Genomic DNA, 20,356 nt, shown 5'->3' on the forward strand with positions numbered 1-20,356 from the left:
TTGTTCGAATTATATGACCGCAAACGATTGGCTGACACTATAACAGCAGACATGAAAAAACGCACAAGCCGCGACACGGATTGTGCGTTTATGTTGGACTTTACGCTTAAGCCGACGTGCGAACTATAAGCGCACACCACCGTCGATTTCTACCACGCGGCCGCTAAAGAAATCATTTTCCATGATGTATTGTGCGGTTTGCGCAATCTCGTCGGGTTGTCCCCAACGGCGTAACGGCACCATCGCTAAGGCTCGTTCCACCGCTTCGGGTTTCATCGCTTGCGTCATCGGCGTTTCGATAAAGCCCGGCGCAATAGCTCCGCAGCGAATACCGTAACGGCCCAATTCACGCGCCCAAGTGACCGTCATTGCGACCACACCGGCCTTAGTAGCGGCATAATTGGTTTGGCCGATATTACCCGCTCGCGCGACACTTGAAATGTTGATGATCAAGCCTTTAGTACCCGCTTGAACCATTTGTGCCGCGGCTTCACGGCCACACAAGAAAGTCCCGGTCAGGTTGACGTCCAGCACTGACTGGAATTGTTGTAACGGCATCTTCGCTTTGAGTTCGCCGTCTTTGTATTTCAACAATAAACCATCACGCAGAATACCGGCGTTGTTGATCAGCACATGAATGGCGCCAAAATCCTGTTGAATATCGGCAAACACTTGCTCGACTGCCGCTTCTTCGGTGATGTTAGCCTGGTAACCCTGAACCCGTTGCGCACCTAAATCGGCACAAGCTTGCTGTGCTTCGCTGAGGGTTTCCGGATTCATATCGATCAACGCTAATTGCGCGCCCTGACGAGCAAAACGCTCGGCCATAGCACGACCTAAGCCTTGTGCGCCACCGGTAATAACAATGACACTGCCTGCTACTTGCATAATAAGTTATCCGTTAATTGATGCATTAAATGTCGTTTTTTAAGTCAACCTGCGGTTAAGACTGCTGTGGTTTGACGTAATTAAAAATACTGGAGAAATCTTGGCGGCCATGGCCTAACTGTGACCAACTCTGATACAGGTTACGCGTTAACGCGCCCATTGGCGTTGCGGCACCGCTAGCTAAAGCCGCTTGCTGCGCTAAGCCGAGATCCTTGGCCATCAAATCGACCATAAAACCGCCCTGATAATCGTTGCTAGAAGGTACGTTATCCATCACTCCAGGCGCCGGGTTGTAGACCTCTAAGGTCCAGTTACGACCCGAGCTTTGCAACATGATATCACTTAATACTTTGCTATCGAGACCGTTAGCACGGCCCAGTTGTAAGGCCTCAGCGGTACCCACCATCAGTACCGACAACAGCATATTGTTACAGATTTTTGCTATTTGCCCAGCACCAATATCCCCCGCACGGAAGACATTTTTGCCCATGTCGTTAAGCACTTGGCGGGCTTCGTCAACATCATCTTCGGCGCCGCCGCAGATGAATGTTAGGGTACCGGCTTTGGCGCCACCGACGCCACCTGAGACCGGTGCATCGATAAAGCGAATACCGGCCTCGCGCAAGCTCTCACCGACGCTGATGGCGACTTCTGAAGCAATGGTACTGCAATCAATGACTAGCGTACCTTTAGCCAAGACCTCGCGTAAGCCCTGTTCGCCAAGATAAACCTGCTGTACGTGCTTGTTCGCCGGTAACATAGAAATCACGAATTGTGCATCCTTGACCGCCGTAGCGGCGCTAGTGGCGGTGCCACAGCCATTCGCTTGTGCCTGCTCCAGCGCCGCGGCCGACAAATCAAAGACCGTCACCTGATGACCTGCGGCGGCTAAATTAGCCGCCATCGGGCCGCCCATATTTCCTAAACCAATAAAAGCGACTGTTGCCATGTGTAAGCTCCTGTTGTCTGTTATGTCGGCTTAGCCGAGATCACGCAAGGGATGCTGCTGCGCGTCCCAAGGCGAGGTAAATAGTACGTCGACAGCGTCGCCATCGACCTCGGCGACACGACTATATTGCCACTGCGGTTGCTTATCTTTATCGATTAATAATGCCCGGATGCCCTCGGCAAAATCACCTTTGATGCAACAGTTGACCGATAACGTTAATTCTAAACGGAAACAATCGGCCAAACTTAGGTCGGCACCATGCTGGAGTTGTTGCCAAACAATATGGGCAGTTAACGGACAACCGGCCGCTAGGGTTTTGCGTGCCCGCGCCAACCAATCGCTGTCTTTATCATCGTTGACGATTTGTTCAACCACCGTGCTAATATCGCTGGCATCAGTTAATTGACGCAGGTGTGGCTGCAATGGCTCCACTTGTGCCGACGGTGGTTGGGTCGTGTCTTGCTGACTCAAACGCCCCAATAAATCACTGACTTTTTGCTTATTTAACGCGGTAGTGTCGCCCCACTCCAACTGCTGTAACGCGGTTAATACCTGGGTCTTATGTTCACGACCGATAAAATGGTCAGCTAAACGTAAGAACTGAGCGTCGGTGGCGTTCATATGCGCGCCGGTCAAGCCCAAAAATAAACCACAGCCGGCGGGCATGCGGTTTAAAAAGTAGGTCGCACCGACATCGGGATACAAGCCGATACTGATTTCCGGCATCGCCAACAACGAGCGCTCGGTAACGATGCGGTGGCTAGCGCCGTTCATCAGTCCCATACCACCGCCCATGACGATACCGTCAGCCCAGACGATAAAGGGTTTATTGAAACTGTGTATGGCGTGGTCTAAACGATATTCTTCCGTGAAGAATTGTTCCACCTCCGCCACCAGTTGGCCGGGTTGCTCACGCATTGCATGATACATGGCGACGATATCGCCGCCCGCACAAAACGCTTTCTCGCCAGCACCTTGTAACCATACGCAAGCAATATCGGGATTGTCTTGCCAAGCCGCCAACTGCGGCAATAATAAGCGTGCCATCGGCAAACTTAAGGCATTCAGCGATTTTTCGGCATTGAGGGTAGCGACGCCTATTTTCTTACCATTTGCCGCCGCCAGTTCGTTAAAAACGACAACGTCCTGTTGCTGCACTGACATGCTGCCTCCTTATACGATATCGCGGTCAATATCGGCTAATAAACGACGGCCAATAATGACTCGCATGATTTCGTTGGTGCCTTCCAGAATTTGGTGTACGCGGACATCGCGTACGTGGCGTTCAAGCGGATACTCTTTGATATAACCGTAGCCGCCATGTAGCTGCAGCGCTTGGTTACACACCTCAAAACCGACATCGGTGGCAAAGCGTTTAGCCATGGCACAATAGGTGGTTTTGTCGGCGTCGTTTTGGTCAACTTTAAAAGCCGCTAAGCGCACCATTTGGCGGGCCGCAACCAACTCGGTGGCCATATCGGCGAGCTTAAATTGTAACGCCTGAAACGCCGCCAGCGGTTTACCAAATTGTGTGCGCTCCTGCATATACTGCTTAGCAGTGTTCAACGCCGCTTGTGCGGTACCGACCGAACACACGGCAATGTTGATGCGTCCACCGTCTAAGCCCATCATGGCAAACTTAAAGCCTTCGCCTTCTTCACCCAGTAGATTTTGCGCCGGAATACGCACATCTTCAAAGGTGACCAAACGCGTTGGCTGGGCATTCCAACCCATTTTTTGCTCTTTTTTACCGTAGCTGATGCCCTTGGCGTCAGCGGGCACAACGAAGGCGGAAACGCCTTTAGGACCCGCTTCGCCGGTACGCGCCATCACCACTAATACGTCGGTGGCACCGGCGCCCGAAATGAACATTTTTGAACCGTTTAAGACGTACTCATCGCCGTCTTTTTTCGCCGTCGTACGTAAGCTTGCGGCGTCAGAGCCGGCGCCCGGTTCGGTTAAGCAATATGAGCCCAGCTTATCGCCGGTAACCAGTTCCGGCACCCACTGTTGTTTCACCGCGTCTTGCGCAAACGAACCGATCATCCAACTGACCATGTTATGAATGGTCATCATCGCGGTGGTGGCCGTACAGCCCATCGCCAATTGTTCAAAAATCAGCGCCGCATCTAAGCGCGACATGCCAAAACCACCGGCGTCTTCCGGGGTATACATGCCCATAAAACCCATTTCACCGGCTTTTTTTAGTACCTCTACCGGGAAGTAAGATTCTTCGTCCCAACGTGCCGCGTGCGGCGCTAGCTCTTTTTCGGCAAAAGCACGGGCGGTGTCGACAAAGGCTTGTTGATCTTCAGTTAAATCAAAATTCACAATACTGTTCCTCTGTAGCTACGCTGCTTACTTTAGATCAATCGACATGTTCGGGCCACTGGCCTCGATGTCGCTTTCGAACCAGCGTGCTGTAATGGTTTTGGTCTCGGTATAAAAGCGTACCGCTTGTTTACCGTAGGCGTGTAAGTCACCAAAGAACGAGTTTTTCCAACCGGTGAACGAGAAAAACGGTAAGGGTACTGGGATCGGAATGTTAATACCGACTTGGCCGACTTCAATTTCGTGCTGATACTTACGTGCCGCAGCGCCATTGCTGGTAAAGATAGAGGTACCGTTACCAAACGGGTTAGCATTAACTAGCGCAATAGCTTCTTCTAGGGTGTCGACTTCGATGGCGCAAAGTACCGGACCGAAGATTTCTTCTTGGTAGATGCTCATGTTCGGTTTAACACCGCTAAAGAAGGTCGGGCCGACCCAGTTACCATCCGGATAACCTTCCACTTTATAATCGCGACCATCGACCAGTAATTGCGCGCCCTCTTGCTCACCTTTGCTGATCATGCTTTCGACGCGTTGTTTAGCCTGCGGGCTGATCAATGGACCGTAAGCCGAGTTTTTATCCTGCCATGGGCCCGGTTTAACACCTTTTAAGGCCTCCGCTAACTCGCTTTGCCAAGCTTTAGCTTTACCCACAAATACCGCCACCGAAATGGCCATACAACGTTGTCCCGCTGCACCCACCGAGGCACCCACCAAGTTGTTGATGACTTGCTGCTTGTTAGCGTCAGGCATGATCACGCAATGATTTTTAGCACCGGCAAACGCTTGTACGCGTTTCATATTGTCGGTACCACGGCGATAAATATACTGTGCCACCGGTACCGAACCGACAAAAGAAATGGTGCGGATAGCGGGTGTATCAAGAATAAAATCAACCTGTTCTTTGCCGCCATGAAGCACTTGTAGTACCCCTTCAGGCGCACCAGCTTCGACAAATAATTCGGCTAAACGTGTTGGCGTTAATGGATCTTGCTCTGACGGCTTCAGAATAAAGGTATTACCACAGGCAATCGCCAACGGGAACATCCACAATGGGATCATAGCTGGGAAGTTAAACGGCGTTACCCCACCGCATACGCCTAAAGGTTGCGTGTAGCTGTAAGAGTCAATACCACGAGCTACGTTCTCGACCGTTTCGCCCATCAATAACGACGGAATGTTGGCGGCGTGCTCGACCACTTCGATACCACGCCATACGTCGCCCTTGGCATCTTCGAAGGTTTTACCGGTTTCACTGGCCAGAATTTCCGCAATCTCGTCGTGGTGTTCTTTCAGCAACGCCTGATAACGCATCATTAAACGCGCACGTTCCGACACCGGCGTTTCTTTCCAGCTTTGAAACGCTTTCTCGGCACTGGCTAAAGCCGCATCCATCTCGTCTTGAGTCGCGCAAGGCACTTGCGCAATGACTTCTTGTGTCGCTGGATTGGTGACATCGATCCATTGTTGACTGTTGGACTGAGTAAATTCGCCCGCGATAAATAAAGGCACACGTGTTGTCATTATGCTATTTCCTGTTGTTCCGGGCAGCCACAGGCTGCCGTGGGTTGTACGATCGGTTGTTGCCTGCATTAAAGCAAAGCCGCAACACCTTTAACATTGATTTCGTTGCCACTATAATGGACTTTATTGTTATTTCGGTGAGCTGACCACTACGCCAGCTCCATTGCTTGAGCCACGCTATGAGTCAACCCTCAAACTGGCCGTTACCAGCCGGTAGCTCGCGCATTCGCTTGCCCCAAGAAGTGGTCTCGCAACTGCGTCAGCACCCCTTTTCTAAAGATTTTTATCCGCTGGCCTTTGGCCATTATTTAGATGCCCAAGGGCACCTAGTTAAACGCGCCATACATAGCAATTATTTACTGATTTTTTGCCATCAGGGGCGCGGTTATTATGAAACCGAGCAAGCCCGCGGCGAACTGCAAGCCGGTCAATTATTGCTATTGCCGAAACATTGTAAACACCGCTACCAAGCCCATTCAGAGCACCCCTGGAGCATTTATTGGGCACATTTTGATGGCCCCGCTGCCGCCAGTTGCATGGACATTCTTGGCACTAGCCCAGACAAACCGGTTATCACCTTACCCGATTGGCGCGAGCTGCGTAGCGATGTCACCGCACTGCTTAATTTACAACATCAGCGTTTAACCTTGGCACAAGCCCAGCTAGCCGCAACCTTATTGCGTAAGCTGTTACTGGATATCGCCAATATCCGCCAGCGCGCACGTCAAGTCAGTCATTTTGACCTGCTGGCGCTAGAACGTTGGATGAAAGATAATCTTCATCGTTCCTTGAGCCTGGCTGATTTTGCAGATTTTGTTGGCCTTTCTCGTTTCCATTTTAGTAAAAAGTTTCGGCAAAAAACGGGGACCACCGCGTTGCACTACTTTAACGATCTGAAAATTAAACAAGCTTGTCGCCTACTTGACCAGTCACAGCAGACAGTACGCCAGATTGCCGCCGACTTGGGCTTTGATGACCCCTATTACTTTTCCCGTTTATTCAAAAAAGTCATGGGCCTCAGCCCACAGCATTATCGTAACCACCGTATCGGCGAACAGGAGCTACCCAGTACATGATCACACTATGGCTTATTACCCTGCTGTGGGCCCTGAGTTTCTCGCTGATCGGCGAGTATTTAGCCGGTCAGGTCGACCCCTACTTGGCCGTTTTTATTCGTATGCTGCTTGCTCTGCTGCTGTTTTTACCGTTGCTCAAACCACAACAATTGGTCTGGCGCCAACGTCTGACATTAGCCGCTATCGGCGCGTTACAAATCGGCGTCATGTACCTATTTTTGTATCAAGCTTTTTTATACCTGAGCGTCGCTGAGGTATTGCTGTTCACTATCTTTACGCCGCTCTACATTAATCTGGTCGACGAATGTTTACTCAACCGTCGGCACCTGCCATGGCGTTGGTGGTTAGCTGCCGCGATCGCAGTACTCGGCGCAGCGATTATTCGTTACCAAACCATCAGCGCCGACTTTATAACCGGCTTTTTACTGATCCAAGCCGCGAATTTCTGTTTTGCGGCTGGGCAAGTGGCTTACAAACGTTTACCAACCGGCAGCAACCAACAACAACTGCGTAATTTTGCCTGGTTCTTTGTCGGTGCCAGCTTGGTCACCGGCCTCAGCACCCTACTCTTTACCGACTGGCAACAAACACCCAGTAATGCTACCCAATGGGGCGTATTACTCTGGTTAGGCTTGGTGGCGTCGGGTGTCGGTTATCTGTGCTGGAACCTAGCGGCAAAACGCGTCAATACCGGCCAGTTGGCAACCATGAATAACATGCTGATCCCTGCCGGTATTATCGTCAATGCGGTATTTTGGCAGCACAGCACCGATTGGGTACGGTTACTCTGCGGTGCCGCGGTGATCACACTGGCGGTGGCACTTGCCAGCCGCCAGCCAACACCTCGTTTATAGCATCTCTACCGCTAACGCCACGGCTTCGCCGCCGCCGATACAAAGCGAGGTGATGCCACGCTGTTTACCGCGTTGTTTTAGGGCATGCAGTAAGGTCACTAACAGGCGCGCGCCACTGGCACCAATCGGATGGCCTAAGGCGCAAGCGCCGCCGTGCACATTGACTTTGTCAGCATCTAGTTGCATTTCTTCGATAGCTAACATGGTCACCATGGCAAAGGCTTCGTTGATTTCCCATAAATCGACTTGCTCTTTGTCCCAACCAATGCGCTGTAGCAAACTGGTCATCGCGCCAATAGGGGCGACGGTGAATTCTGCTGGCGCCTGCGAATGAGTACTGTGTCCAACTATCCGCGCTAACGGTTGTAAGCCCAGTGCTTTAGCCTGCGCCTCGGTCATTAATACCAGCGCCGCAGCGCCATCTGAAATGGAACTTGAGTTAGCAGCAGTAATGGTGCCATCTTTCGCAAAAGCCGCGCGTAACTGCGGGATTTTATCGAGTTTGGCTTTACCGGGCTGCTCGTCGGTATCGACAGTGACTTCGCCTTGACGGGTAGTCAGCGTTAAGGGAGTGATTTCCTGACTGAAGTGACCATCGCCGATGGCTTGTTGCGCCTTTTTCAGCGAGTTAATGGCAAACTCATCCATCGCTTCGCGACCTAATTGATATTCATCGGCGGTCACCTGGGCGAAACAGCCCATGGCTTTATGTTCGTAGGCGTCCTCTAAACCATCTAACATCATGTGGTCGAGCACTTGACCATGGCCCATACGATAACCATTTCGCGCTTTTGGCAACATATAAGGCGCATTCGACATGCTTTCCATACCACCGGCAACCACTACTTCGGCAGAACCCGCTTTAATCAGATCGTGCGCTAACATGACCGCTTTTAAACCCGAACCACAAACTTTATTAATGGTGGTAGCGCCAGTCGCGCGCGCTAAACCAGCCTTCAACATTGCCTGCCGCGCGGGCGCTTGCCCTAAGCCTGCTGGCAACACGTTGCCCATGATCACTTCGCTGACGCTAGCGGCGTCGAGCTTAGCGCTATCTAACGCGGCTTTGATAGCGGCAGCCCCTAACTCGGGCGCGGGCAAACTACTTAAGCTGCCTTGAAAGCCACCCATTGGGGTTCGCTTAGCGGCGACAATGACGATAGCCTGATCACTCATACATCTCTCCTTATCAATAAATGCGTGCAGCGTATGCGCTGCTATTGCTGTCGGTGCGCGTTGCGCTATGCTTGGGGAGCGGATACTGAAGTTTACAATCCAGCGTCGATAGCAACCGACAAATTACCGACCAGCAAACACTTAGCACTTTACGTTAACGTAAACTTACACTAAGCTTAGCCTTCTGACAGCCATCAATGCAAGTTTCTTATGAACAGTAAACTCACATATTCAATCGGCGAATTGGCAAGGGAGTTTGACATCACCACCCGCAGTATCCGTTTTTACGAAGACGAGGGGCTGTTGTCACCGAAGCGCCAAGGCCAAACGCGCATTTACCACAATAAAGATCGAGTCCGCTTGAAGCTGATTCTACGCGGCAAACGACTGGGCTTTTCATTAGCCGAAACGCGTCGTTTATTTGAGCTTTACGATGCCGATAATAGCAGCGCCACGCAGTTAGAGACGGTGCTTGAGCTTATTGAACAGAAAAAGCATTCACTTCGTCAACAACTCGAAGACATCAATGTATTACTGGGCGAGTTAGGCAACCTTGAAGAACGCTGCCAAGAAGAGCTGGATCAAGTCAGCCAAACCCGCGTCGATAGTCATTAACATCAATCGTTACCTTAGTCACAGAACGAGTAGCAGAATAAGTAGCAGCAGGAGCAGTTATGATCAGTCAATTTAACGTCATGAATTTTGGTTTGGGTGAAACCGCCGAGATGATTCGCGAACAAGTTAATGCCTTTGCCCGCGATGAAATTGCGCCGCGCGCCGCCGATATCGACGCCAGCAACGAGTTTCCCAATGATTTATGGCGCAAGTTGGGTGATATGGGTTTATTAGGCATCACCGTCGATGAACAGTTTGGCGGTTCTAATCTGGGCTATTTAGAGCATGTCATCGCCATGGAAGAAATCAGCCGAGCCTCGGCATCGGTTGGCCTTAGTTATGGCGCTCATTCTAACCTTTGTGTTAACCAAATTGCGCGCAACGGCAATCAACAACAAAAAGAAAAATATTTACCTAAGTTGTGCAGTGGCGAACACGTTGGTGCCTTAGCGATGAGCGAGCCTAACGCAGGCTCAGATGTGATGAGCATGAAACTGCGCGCCGAACAGCGCGATGACCATTTTATTTTGAACGGTAACAAAATGTGGATCACCAACGGTCCCGATGCCCATGTATTCGTGATTTACGCGAAAACCGGCGATGCCAACTCTCGCGAAGTTACCGCGTTTATCGTTGAAAAAGATTGGCAAGGTTTTAGCCAAGCACAAAAACTGGACAAACTTGGCATGCGTGGCTCGAATACCTGTGAACTAGTATTCGATAACGTTAAAGTGCCACTGGAAAACGTACTAGGCGATATCGGCAAAGGCGCACGCGTATTAATGAGTGGTCTAGACTACGAGCGCGCGGTGTTAGCGGCTGGTCCGTTAGGCATCATGCAGGCTTGTTTAGATATTTGCGTACCCTATGTACATGACCGGACTCAATTTGGTCAGAAAATCGGTGAGTTTCAACTAGTTCAGGGTAAATTAGCCGATATGTACACCCGCACCAATGCTGCGCGAGCATACGTATACACAGTAGCAAAAGCCTGTGACCGCGGTGAAACCACGCGCAAAGATGCCGCCGGAGCAATTTTATATGCCGCCGAACTGGCAACTCAAATCGCCTTAGATGCCATTCAGTTACTCGGTGGTAACGGCTATATCAACGAGTATCCGACAGGACGCCTGCTACGGGATGCTAAATTATATGAGATCGGCGCCGGCACCTCAGAAATCCGCCGTATGCTGATCGGCCGTGAATTGTTCAACGAATCCAAATAAGCAAGGAGCGAGCAGTGACTGTTCTTAGCAGCAAGGTTAATGTCAAAGACAGCAACTTTCAGCAAAACGATGCCGCCATGCGCGACTTGCTGAAAGATTTGCGCGAGAAAGTAGCACAAATCAGTCAGGGCGGCGGCCCCAAATACCAAGAGCGTCACCTAGCACGGGGCAAGTTACTGCCCCGTGAACGTATTAATAAGCTTATCGACGCCGGTTCGCCGTTTTTAGAAATCGGCCAATTTGCCGCATGGGAGTGCTACGATGATTACGTACCAGCCGCGGGAGTAGTGGCCGGTATTGGACGGGTTGAAGGCGTCGAATGTATGATCGTAGCCAACGATGCGACGGTTAAAGGCGGCACTTACTACCCGCTGACGGTAAAGAAACACTTGCGTGCGCAAGAAATTGCCGAGCGCTGTCACCTACCCTGCATTTACTTAGTCGATTCCGGCGGTGCTAATCTACCACGTCAGGATGAAGTATTTCCCGATCGTGACCATTTTGGTCGGATTTTCTTTAATCAGGCCAATATGTCAGCCAAGGGTATCCCACAAATCGCTGTGGTCATGGGCTTGTGTACTGCAGGCGGCGCCTACGTGCCGGCCATGGCCGATGAAAGCGTGATCGTGCGCGAACAAGGTACTATTTTCTTGGCTGGGCCACCGTTGGTGAAAGCCGCCACCGGCGAAGAAGTCAGCGCCGAGGAGTTAGGCGGCGCCGATGTGCATACCAAAGTTTCTGGGGTAGCCGACCATTACGCCGATAATGATGAGCACGCACTAGCGATTGCTCGTCGCTCGGTAGCGCGCTTAAATCATCAGCAGCCGGTGTCAGCGAAACAAGCAGCGACGCCCAGCGCGGTTAAGCCACCGCGCTATGCCAGCGAAGAAATTTACGGCATTGTCGGCACCGATTTGCGCAAACCCTATGATGTGCGCGAAGTCATTGCCCGCGTAGTCGATGATTCTGATTTTGACGAATTCAAGCAAAACTACGGTAACACGCTAGTCACCGGCTTTGCCCGCATTCACGGTTATGCGGTCGGTATCGTCGCCAATAACGGTATTTTATTCTCGGAGTCGGCGCAAAAAGGCGCGCACTTTATCGAGCTTTGTGCACAACGCCAGATCCCGTTGGTATTTTTGCAAAACATCACCGGCTTTATGGTCGGTAAAAAATATGAAGCCGAAGGCATTGCCAAGCACGGCGCGAAAATGGTGACCGCGGTGAGCTGTGCCAAAGTTCCTAAATTTACCGTGCTCATCGGTGGCAGTTACGGTGCCGGCAACTACGGTATGTGCGGTCGTGCGTATGATCCGACATTAATGTTCATGTGGCCAAACGCGCGTATTTCGGTGATGGGCGGTGAACAAGCAGCCGGCGTCATGGCGCAAGTCACTAAAGATAATCTAGCACGCAAAGGCGAGCAGCTCAGCGCCGCCGACGAAGCCAAACTAAAACAACCCATCGTCGAACAGTATGAACAACAAGGCCACCCCTACTACGCATCGGCGCGGTTATGGGACGATGGCATTATCGACCCAGCTCAAACCCGTGAAGTGTTGGCGCTGAGTCTGGCGGCATCATTAAATGCACCGATTGAAGAGACGCGCTTTGGCGTGTTCCGGATGTAAAGGAGCGCATGATGTCAAACCTACAACAACCCGAACGAACCGTGACCCTAGAGATTGATGAGCGCGGCGTCGCCTATTTAACCATGGTGCGCGAAAGCGTACATAATGCCTTTGATGACCACATGATTGCGGCGCTTATTGAGGCCTTGGCCCAAGTTGAACAACAACCACAAGCGCGGCTGTTGGTATTACGCTCACAAGGTAAGCATTTTTCGGCCGGTGCCGATTTGCAGTGGATGCGCTCGATGGCTGACAAAGATTATCAGCAAAACCTCGATGACGCGGCGCAATTAGCGACCTTAATGCAACGCTTAGATGAGCTGAGCAAACCGACCATTTGTTTGGTGCAAGGCGCGGCCTTTGGCGGCGCTGTTGGCTTAGCCGCATGCTGCGATATCGTGTTAGCCGAAGCGCGCGCTAGCTTTTGCCTAAGCGAGGTTAAAATCGGCTTAATTCCTGCGGTGATTAGTCCCTATGTCATACGCGCCATGGGTGAACGTCAGGCGCGTCGCTACATGCTGAGCGCAGAACGCTTTTTTGCCGACGTCGCCCAGCAATATGGCTTGGTACATGAAGTCTGTGACGACTTAAGCAGCCGCAGCCAAGCGCTGATCGATAGCTTACTCGCAAATAGCCCGGCCGCTTTGGCGGCTTGTAAACAACTTATCAGTGACCTCAGCTATGCCCCGGTCAGCGCAGACATGCGCCAACAAACTATCGAGCGTATTGCTGCGATACGGGTATCTGAAGAGGGCCAAGAGGGTCTCAGCGCCTTTTTGGAAAAACGTCCGGCTGATTGGACTCGAGGTTAACTTATGCACGTTAATACTACGTCTGCGAAAACCATTACCAAATTACTTATCGCCAATCGTGGCGAAATTGCCTGTCGCGTGATCAGTACCGCGCAACGCATGGGCATTGCCACGGTAGCGATTTATTCCGACGCCGACCAGCATGCCCGTCACGTGCAACTGGCCGATGAAGCGGTACACGTAGGCGCTGCGGCCAGCAGCGACAGCTATTTACAGATCGAGCGTATCATTGCCGCCGCTAAGCAAACCGGCGCGCAAGCCATTCATCCCGGTTACGGCTTTTTGTCGGAAAACGAAGCCTTCGCTGATGCTTGCGCGAGTAACCACATCATTTTCGTGGGGCCGCCGGTGAATGCCATTGCGGCGATGGGCTCGAAAAGCGCCGCTAAAGCCATTATGGACGAGGCTGGGGTGCCCTTGGTACCGGGTTATCACGGTAGTGAACAAGATGCCGATACACTCGCCGCAGCAGCCGATAAAATCGGCTATCCGGTGTTGTTAAAAGCTGCTTATGGCGGTGGTGGTAAAGGCATGCGTTTGGTCGAGCAAGCGAGCGAATTTAACGACGCACTAGCGTCGGCCAAACGAGAAGCCAAAGCCTCCTTTGGCAACGAACGCATGCTTATCGAAAAGTTTATCCGTAACCCACGCCACGTTGAAGTGCAGGTGTTTGCCGATGAACACGGCAACGCGGTGTATCTAGCCGAGCGTGACTGTTCGGTGCAGCGTCGCCATCAAAAAATTCTAGAAGAGGCGCCCGCACCAGCGCTGGCCGAAAAAACCCGCGTGGCGATGGGCGAAGCGGCGGTGCGCGCAGCACAAGCTATCGATTATGTTGGCGCTGGCACGGTAGAGTTTTTGTTTGACGCCAATAACCAGTTTTATTTCATGGAAATGAATACCCGCTTACAAGTCGAACATCCGGTCACCGAAATGATCACCGGCCTCGATTTGGTCGAGTGGCAGTTGCGCGTCGCTGCTGGCGAAACCTTACCGCTGGCGCAAGACGACATTCAACTCAACGGTCACGCCTTTGAAGCACGGATTTATGCCGAAGATCCCGACAACGACTTTCTGCCATGTACCGGTCGCTTAAACCACCTGCGGGCACCGTTAACCTCTGCTCATGTGCGTATTGATACTGGCGTGGTCGAGGGCGATGAAGTCACCGCCTTTTACGATCCGATGATCGCCAAGCTGGTGGTCTGGGATGTCGACCGCAGCAGCGCTCTACGTCGTTTACAACAAGCGCTCAGTCAATATCGCATTACCGGGCTAAGCACCAATATTAGCTTTCTCCAGCGTATTTGTGCGCACCCGCAATTTCAGCGCGCCGAATTGACGACTCAGTTCATCGACAAACATGCCACACAGTTGTTTCAACAAACTGACATTGACGTTAACCGCTATGCCATTATCGCTAGCCTGTTTGATATTTATCAACGCCAACAACAGAGTCAGGTAGCCGCTTGGTACTCGCCTTGGGACAACGCCGATAGCTTCCGTCTGAATCAGGGCTTTAGTCATCAATTGCAATGGCAGTACGGTGAGCAAACCTTGACCATTCAGCTCACCCAACAAGGCCAGCAGTTCAGCTTAGCCAATGACGCGCAACAGCAATGGCAAGTACTCGACTTTGATGGCGATTATCTAAGCATCAGCGAGAACGGTCACCGCTTTCGAGTGGCGGTTGCCGATGATGGTGCCGAGGTGACATTGTTTAATCAACTTGAACGCGTCAGTGTTAGCCGCTACCGAGTAGCCGATACGCTTAATAGCGAGGCCGATGCTGGTGGTTTGCAAGCACCGATGAATGGTACTGTGGTCGAGGTGTTGGTACAGGTCGACGACTGGGTCGAGAAAGATCAAGCCTTACTGATCATGGAAGCCATGAAAATGGAGTACACCATTCGAGCCCCCGCCGCTGGCCGTGTCAGTGAGGTATTTTATCAGCCCGGCGAGCTGGTTAGCGACGGTGCCGAGCTATTAGGCTTAGCTCAGGATACGGACAACGCATAAAACGCGATGACGCGTAAGGAGTGATTGATGACGATGACCAGTCGGGTAAAAGTGGTTGAAGTCGGTCCTCGTGATGGCTTACAAAATGAAGCCACGGTAGCGCTGGCGGCCAAGGTCGACTTGATCAACGCCCTCAGTAACGCCGGTGTGAGTTATATTGAAAGCGGCAGTTTTGTCAGCCCTAAATGGGTGCCGCAAATGGCTGATAGTGCCGATGTCTTAGCACAAATCGAGCGCCATGAGGGTGTTACCTATGCCGCTTTAACGCCCAATATGAAAGGCTTTGACGCGGCTTTAGCGGCGCGCGCAGACGAAGTCGCGGTGTTTGCCGCCGCTTCCGAGGCGTTTAGCCAAAAAAACATCAACTGTTCTATTAGCGAGAGTTTGGCGCGCTTTGAGCCGTTAATGGCGGCGGCACAGGCGGCGGACATCCGCGTTCGCGGTTATGTCTCTTGCGTGCTGGGTTGCCCCTATCAGGGCGAAGTACCGATTGCTGAGGTGGTGCGAGTGGCTGAAGCACTGTACGAAATGGGCTGCTATGAAATTAGCTTGGGCGATACCATTGGTGTGGGCACACCGTTGCACGCACAACGCATGCTAGCCGCGGTTGCCGAAGCCGTGCCGATGCCGCAGTTGGCACTACACTTTCACAACACTTATGGACAAGCCTTGGCCAATATTGCCGCCTGTTTACCATTAGGCGTTGCCACCATTGATAGCGCCGTTGCCGGTTTAGGCGGCTGCCCCTATGCACGCGGTGCGAGCGGTAATTTAGCCAGCGAAGATCTGGTTTATATGTTGCACGGTATGGATATTGAGACCGGTATCGACTTGCCAGCGCTAGCGCAAGCTGGCCAGGCTATTTGTCAGCAATTGGGCCATAAAACGCGCTCACAAGTCGCGCAGGCACTGTTGCAACAAACGTCAGCCGAATAGGAGCAATGATGACAAGCAAACGACTTTGGCAGCCATCCGCAGAGCAGATTGCACAAGCACGGATGACCGATTTTTTGCAGCATGTTAATCGTCAGTTTGAACTGGGATTAGCCAACTATGATGACTTACAGCACTGGTCGGTGTCCCATAGCGAGCTCTTTTGGCGCGAAATTTGGCAGTATTTTGATGTCATTGGCGAGGCTGGCGAGCAAGTTGTCAGCGACATCGATAAACTCCCTGGCGCACGCTGGTTTCCTGCGGCTCGTTTAAACTTTGCCGAGAACTTATTACGCCACGACGATAATCACATCGCGCTAATTTTCCGTGGTGAGAACGGTGACCGTCAGCAGCTCAGCTATGCCGAACTACGGCAGCAGGTAGCCGCCTTGGCGACCACCATGCGGGCAGCGGGTGTGGGTGCCGGTGACCGTATTGCCGGGATGTTGCCAAACTGCATTGAAACCATCGTCGCGATGCTGGCAACAACCAGCCTTGGCGCCATTTGGTCGTCCTGCTCGCCGGATTTTGGTGTGCAAGGTGTACTTGACCGCTTTGGTCAAATTGAACCCAAGCTGTTATTTAGCGTTGATGGTTATTTTTATAACGGTAAACGCATCGATATCGGTGACAAGCTGGATCAGATCGAAGCACAAATTAATAGCTTGGAACACACCATACTGATTAATTTTAGCGGTAAACTGGACCCCAGTAGCTGTGATGGCACGCGCCGCAGTCAATGGCAAGATTACCTGTCCAGCAATCCTGATCCGCTCAGTTTTACCCGTGTCGGCTTTAATGATCCGCTCTACATCATGTACTCATCGGGCACCACCGGTGTCCCTAAATGTATTGTACATGGCGTGGGTGGCACCCTGCTGCAGCATTTGAAAGAACATGGTCTACATACCAATTTAGGTCGTCAAGATACGTTGTTCTATTTCACCACTTGTGGCTGGATGATGTGGAACTGGTTAGTATCAGGCCTGGCCGTCGGCGCTACGCTGGTGTTGTTTGATGGTTCACCGTTCGCACCTAAGCCAGAAGTATTATGGGATATTGCCGACCAGGAAGGCATTAGCGTGTTCGGCACCAGCGCCAAATATCTAGCGGCACTGGAAAAAGCGGATGTTAAACCAAAGCAATCTCACCAACTAAGCCAGTTACGTAGCATTTTAACCACTGGCTCGGTACTGGCGCCGGAGAGTTTTGATTACGTCTATCGTGATATTAAGAGCGATGTCTGCTTATCGTCGATTTCTGGCGGCACCGACATTGTTTCGTGCTTTGCGCTTGGCTGTCCAATTTTACCGGTTTACCGTGGCGAGCTGCAATGCCGTGGTTTAGGCCTTGATGTAGCGGTATTTAACGATGCCGGTGAGGCGGTATACGGCGAAAAAGGTGAGCTAGTATGCCGTAATTCGTTTCCTTGCATGCCCATAGGCTTCTGGAACGATGACGACGGTCAGCGTTACTTTAACGCCTATTTTAAGCGCTTTGAAAATACTTGGGCGCATGGCGATTATGCCGAAATCACCGAACACCAAGGTGTGATCATTTATGGTCGCTCAGACGCGGTACTGAACCCCGGTGGAGTGCGTATCGGCACCGCCGAGATTTATCGTCAAGTCGAAAAAATCGACGCCGTATTAGAAAGTATTGCGGTTGGTCAACAATGGCAGGATGACGAGCGTGTGGTGCTGTTTGTGCGTTTACGTGACGGTATCACTCTGGACGATGAATTACGTAGCGACATCAAAAAAGTGATTCGCGCCAACGCCACCCCACGGCATGTGCCGGCAGTGATTGCGCAGGTGCACGATATTCCGCGTACCATTAGCGGCAAAATCGTCGAACTTGCGGTGCGCCAAGTGATTCACGGTGAAGCCGTTAAAAACACCGACGCCTTGGCAAATCCAGAAGCCTTATCCGAATTTGCCGATAGAGCCGAGTTGCGCTAATGATAATCGGCCTATGACACTTGTGTTATCAGGCCGTTTGTCTCTTGCGCCTAAGCCTTGAATCGGTAATGATGGAGCGGTCAATCAACATAACAATAATAATCAAGCGCCCACACCAGACTCATGATGAAGTATTTTAATCATTCTAAACAGGCCGTCATCGCTATGGTTGCTGGCGTTATTTTGACGCTGGCGTTGTTTTTCTATTTACAACACGAAGAAACCAAACAAGTTAAGCAGTATTTGGGCGCCGAAGCGCAGAGTATTAAACGAAAAATTCGCCAGGACTTAATTTCACACTTGTTCATGGTCGAGTGGATCGGTCGCGATTGGGCCAATAGTGAGCGCGATATGCAACAACGCTGGCGCGACGAAGCGCTGGCGATTTCCTTGTATTTTAAAAGTGTACGTACGCTGGCTTGGCTGGATAGCGACTTAACCATTTTGCAAGTGCACCCCGAGCAAGGCAACTATCAATTACTCGGGCAGCAGTTTGCTGACTCACCTTTACTCAATCGTTTACCCCTCTCGTTAAATAATCAACACGCCATGATCGGTGATGCCGGAAACCTAGGCTCGCAAAATACCGACTTAGCCATGCTGATGCGCATTCCGCAAGGCGATAAACACTACTTTCTGGCCGTGGTAATTAGCTTACAAGATTTGTTTAACCATATTGTCCGCACCAATATCAGCGAAGGCTATCAACTACGAATTACTCAGCAACAGCGTTTGATTTATCAATTTCAAGGCGATACCGACTTGCTCGACAGCCACGGCGTCAATGTTGATGTGCAGGCGTTAACCAATAACTGGCAACTGACCTTGTGGCCGACTCAGCGCAAACTCAGCAGCATGACTGGCCACACGCCGATTGTCATGTTAGTCGTGGGATTTTTTACTACCTTGCTGATAGCGTTTGTATTATCGGTATTGACCGGTAGTCGCAAACGAGCGCAAGAACTGGCCGATACTAACTTAGATTTGTATGCCGAAATTGAAGAACGGGAACGAGTCGAAAAGCAAATGGCCTATTTGGCCGAACATGATTGGTTGACCCACTTAGCTAACCGCAATGCGCTATTACGCTTTTTGGAAGAACACATCGAGTTATCACAACAACAGAGTACCCGCTTGGCGGTGCTATTTATCGACCTCGATCGCTTTAAAGAGGTCAATGATGCGCTAGGCCATACCGTTGGTGATGAGCTGCTAAAACGTGTTGCCCGACGCTTACAGAAAATCATTCCGAAACAGGCTTATTTGGCTCGTACGGGTGGTGATGAGTTCGTTATTGCAGTACCGGATATTATCCATCAAGAAGATGTTATCGATATTACCAATCAATTATTGGTAGCGTTAGATACACACTTTTACGTCGACGATTATGAACTATTTATTAGCGCTTCTATCGGTATCGCTTTTGCAGAAGATGCCGATTACAGCGCAGAAAACCTGATTCGTAATGCCGATACGTCGCTGTATCAAGCGAAAGAAAATGGCCGTAATACCTATCACCTTTATAATAAGTCGCTACACCGTGATTTGACCGATAAGCTTGAATTAATGAAACGCTTACGCCACGCGGTTGACGAAGAAAAACTGGAAGTTTATTACCAACCCAAAGTAGAACTGACTAGCCGCCGTATTGTTGGCTTAGAGGCATTGGTGCGTTGGATTGAAGACGATGGTCAGGTTATCGGTCCGGACCGTTTTATTCCGATTGCCGAGGATACCGGCTTAATCATCCCTATTTCTAACTTTGTCATGCGACGCGCCTGCGAGCAGCTAAAGTTATGGCATGATTTGGGTTACGACGAGTTATCCATGGCCATCAATATTTCAGGTAAACAGTTGCACTCGCCGGACCTGATGGAGCGTGTTTTAGAAAGCATACACCACGCGCAAATACCGGCTAAAAAACTCGAGCTAGAACTAACAGAACAAGTTTTTATTGAAAATATTCAGTCGCATACCAATTTTATGCATAGCATCCGCGAGCATGGCATTGCACTAGCTATCGATGATTTTGGTGTCGGTTATTCATCATTGGCTTATTTGAAAAACTTCCCCGTGTCGTCGTTAAAAATAGACCGGTCGTTTGTACAAGACCTGCCCCATGACAATGACGATGCTACTATTACTCAAACGATTATTAATCTGGCGAAAAACTTAGATCTGGATGTGGTTGCCGAGGGCGTTGAAACCGAAGCGCAAGTCGACTTTTTATTAGCTCGTGACTGCGTAATTGGCCAAGGCTACTTATTTAGTAAGCCCATACCCGCCCAACAAATGACACGTTTGTTACAACAATATCAAGGTCTGATCCCTATCGAAATCGCCTGATAGCAGGAGGGT

16 protein-coding genes are annotated in these 20,356 nt (G+C 51.0%); 10 read left to right on the forward strand and 6 right to left on the reverse strand.

Features of this window, described 5'->3' with window-relative positions; translation table 11 throughout:
* Positions 1 to 123 precede the first annotated feature (123 nt).
* Genes A10D4_RS04605 through A10D4_RS04625 form a run of 5 tightly spaced genes read right to left on the reverse strand, consistent with a single transcriptional unit; the run spans position 124 to position 5,692 of the window.
* The gene (locus A10D4_RS04605) at positions 124 to 888 is read right to left on the reverse strand and encodes an SDR family oxidoreductase (protein WP_008488044.1); all 765 of its coding nucleotides are present in this window, start codon (positions 886 to 888) and stop codon (positions 124 to 126) included.
* A gap of 55 nt (positions 889 to 943) precedes the next feature.
* Positions 944 to 1,837: a 3-hydroxyisobutyrate dehydrogenase gene (gene mmsB / locus A10D4_RS04610; RefSeq protein ID WP_008488045.1), complete on the reverse strand. Its 894-nt coding sequence runs from the start codon at positions 1,835 to 1,837 to the stop codon at positions 944 to 946.
* A gap of 30 nt (positions 1,838 to 1,867) precedes the next feature.
* Positions 1,868 to 3,001 carry an enoyl-CoA hydratase/isomerase family protein gene (locus A10D4_RS04615; protein WP_008488046.1) on the reverse strand — a complete coding sequence of 378 codons (1,134 nt, stop codon included), beginning with the start codon at positions 2,999 to 3,001 and terminating at the stop codon, positions 1,868 to 1,870.
* Between the two features lie 9 nt (positions 3,002 to 3,010).
* Positions 3,011 to 4,168 carry an acyl-CoA dehydrogenase family protein gene (locus A10D4_RS04620; protein WP_008488048.1) on the reverse strand — a complete coding sequence of 386 codons (1,158 nt, stop codon included), beginning with the start codon at positions 4,166 to 4,168 and terminating at the stop codon, positions 3,011 to 3,013.
* Positions 4,169 to 4,195: 27 nt separating this feature from the next.
* Positions 4,196 to 5,692, reverse strand: coding sequence for a CoA-acylating methylmalonate-semialdehyde dehydrogenase (locus A10D4_RS04625; protein ID WP_008488049.1), 1,497 nt, complete (start codon positions 5,690 to 5,692; stop codon positions 4,196 to 4,198).
* Between the two features lie 179 nt (positions 5,693 to 5,871).
* Here A10D4_RS04625 and A10D4_RS04630 point away from each other — a divergent pair, with 179 nt between their 5' ends.
* Both A10D4_RS04630 and A10D4_RS04635 read left to right on the forward strand, forming a co-directional pair.
* A complete protein-coding gene (locus A10D4_RS04630) occupies positions 5,872 to 6,768 on the forward strand; it encodes an AraC family transcriptional regulator (RefSeq protein WP_008488050.1) in 897 nt (298 codons plus the stop codon).
* The gene (locus tag A10D4_RS04635) at positions 6,765 to 7,622 is read left to right on the forward strand and encodes an EamA family transporter (protein ID WP_008488051.1); all 858 of its coding nucleotides are present in this window, start codon (positions 6,765 to 6,767) and stop codon (positions 7,620 to 7,622) included. Before A10D4_RS04630 ends, A10D4_RS04635 begins: the two co-directional genes overlap by 4 nt.
* Here A10D4_RS04635 and A10D4_RS04640 read toward each other — a convergent pair.
* Positions 7,617 to 8,798, reverse strand: a complete 1,182-nt coding sequence (locus A10D4_RS04640; RefSeq protein ID WP_008488052.1) for a thiolase family protein — start codon at positions 8,796 to 8,798, stop codon at positions 7,617 to 7,619. The two genes, A10D4_RS04635 and A10D4_RS04640, sit on opposite strands and share 6 nt — an antisense overlap.
* A 210-nt stretch (positions 8,799 to 9,008) precedes the next feature.
* Here A10D4_RS04640 and A10D4_RS04645 point away from each other — a divergent pair, with 210 nt between their 5' ends.
* The 8 genes from A10D4_RS04645 to A10D4_RS04680 all read left to right on the forward strand — a co-directional run bounded on the left by A10D4_RS04645 (position 9,009) and on the right by A10D4_RS04680 (position 20,344).
* Positions 9,009 to 9,413: a MerR family transcriptional regulator gene (locus tag A10D4_RS04645; RefSeq protein ID WP_008488053.1), complete on the forward strand. Its 405-nt coding sequence runs from the start codon at positions 9,009 to 9,011 to the stop codon at positions 9,411 to 9,413.
* A 59-nt stretch (positions 9,414 to 9,472) separates the two neighbouring features.
* On the forward strand, positions 9,473 to 10,639 hold the full coding sequence (locus A10D4_RS04650; protein WP_008488054.1) for an isovaleryl-CoA dehydrogenase: 1,167 nt from the start codon (positions 9,473 to 9,475) through the stop codon (positions 10,637 to 10,639).
* Positions 10,640 to 10,653: 14 nt separating this feature from the next.
* Entirely contained in the window at positions 10,654 to 12,273 is a 1,620-nt protein-coding gene (locus tag A10D4_RS04655) for a carboxyl transferase domain-containing protein (RefSeq protein WP_008488057.1), read from the forward strand.
* An 11-nt stretch (positions 12,274 to 12,284) separates the two neighbouring features.
* The gene (locus tag A10D4_RS04660; protein WP_008488058.1) at positions 12,285 to 13,085 is read left to right on the forward strand and encodes an enoyl-CoA hydratase-related protein; all 801 of its coding nucleotides are present in this window, start codon (positions 12,285 to 12,287) and stop codon (positions 13,083 to 13,085) included.
* 3 nt (positions 13,086 to 13,088) lie between these two features.
* Positions 13,089 to 15,104, forward strand: a complete 2,016-nt coding sequence (locus A10D4_RS04665) for an acetyl/propionyl/methylcrotonyl-CoA carboxylase subunit alpha (RefSeq protein ID WP_008488059.1) — start codon at positions 13,089 to 13,091, stop codon at positions 15,102 to 15,104.
* Between the two features lie 27 nt (positions 15,105 to 15,131).
* Positions 15,132 to 16,040, forward strand: a complete 909-nt coding sequence (locus tag A10D4_RS04670) for a hydroxymethylglutaryl-CoA lyase (RefSeq protein WP_008488060.1) — start codon at positions 15,132 to 15,134, stop codon at positions 16,038 to 16,040.
* 8 nt (positions 16,041 to 16,048) lie between these two features.
* Positions 16,049 to 17,998, forward strand: coding sequence for an acetoacetate--CoA ligase (locus A10D4_RS04675; RefSeq protein WP_008488061.1), 1,950 nt, complete (start codon positions 16,049 to 16,051; stop codon positions 17,996 to 17,998).
* A gap of 123 nt (positions 17,999 to 18,121) precedes the next feature.
* Complete coding sequence (locus A10D4_RS04680) at positions 18,122 to 20,344, forward strand: putative bifunctional diguanylate cyclase/phosphodiesterase (protein ID WP_237738527.1); 2,223 nt, start codon at positions 18,122 to 18,124, stop codon at positions 20,342 to 20,344.
* The last annotated feature ends 12 nt before the right edge of the window (positions 20,345 to 20,356 follow it).

The sequence above is a fragment of the Idiomarina xiamenensis 10-D-4 genome (assembly GCF_000299895.1).
Classification (GTDB): Bacteria; Pseudomonadota; Gammaproteobacteria; order Enterobacterales; family Alteromonadaceae; genus Idiomarina; species Idiomarina xiamenensis.

Bases quoted from the DNA above. Each gene is read 5' to 3' on its own strand.
- A10D4_RS04630 (WP_008488050.1), top strand. From the start codon at position 5,872: ATGAGTCAACCCTCAAACTGGCCGTTACCAGCCGGTAGCTCGCGCATT.
- A10D4_RS04640 (WP_008488052.1), bottom strand. From the start codon at position 8,798: ATGAGTGATCAGGCTATCGTCATTGTCGCCGCTAAGCGAACCCCAATG.
- A10D4_RS04650 (WP_008488054.1), top strand. From the start codon at position 9,473: ATGATCAGTCAATTTAACGTCATGAATTTTGGTTTGGGTGAAACCGCC.
- A10D4_RS04605 (WP_008488044.1), bottom strand. From the start codon at position 888: ATGCAAGTAGCAGGCAGTGTCATTGTTATTACCGGTGGCGCACAAGGC.
- A10D4_RS04670 (WP_008488060.1), top strand. From the start codon at position 15,132: ATGACGATGACCAGTCGGGTAAAAGTGGTTGAAGTCGGTCCTCGTGAT.
- A10D4_RS04680 (WP_237738527.1), top strand. From the start codon at position 18,122: ATGATGAAGTATTTTAATCATTCTAAACAGGCCGTCATCGCTATGGTT.
- A10D4_RS04635 (WP_008488051.1), top strand. From the start codon at position 6,765: ATGATCACACTATGGCTTATTACCCTGCTGTGGGCCCTGAGTTTCTCG.
- A10D4_RS04665 (WP_008488059.1), top strand. From the start codon at position 13,089: ATGCACGTTAATACTACGTCTGCGAAAACCATTACCAAATTACTTATC.
- mmsB (WP_008488045.1), bottom strand. From the start codon at position 1,837: ATGGCAACAGTCGCTTTTATTGGTTTAGGAAATATGGGCGGCCCGATG.
- A10D4_RS04615 (WP_008488046.1), bottom strand. From the start codon at position 3,001: ATGTCAGTGCAGCAACAGGACGTTGTCGTTTTTAACGAACTGGCGGCG.
- A10D4_RS04625 (WP_008488049.1), bottom strand. From the start codon at position 5,692: ATGACAACACGTGTGCCTTTATTTATCGCGGGCGAATTTACTCAGTCC.
- A10D4_RS04645 (WP_008488053.1), top strand. From the start codon at position 9,009: ATGAACAGTAAACTCACATATTCAATCGGCGAATTGGCAAGGGAGTTT.
- A10D4_RS04675 (WP_008488061.1), top strand. From the start codon at position 16,049: ATGACAAGCAAACGACTTTGGCAGCCATCCGCAGAGCAGATTGCACAA.
- A10D4_RS04660 (WP_008488058.1), top strand. From the start codon at position 12,285: ATGTCAAACCTACAACAACCCGAACGAACCGTGACCCTAGAGATTGAT.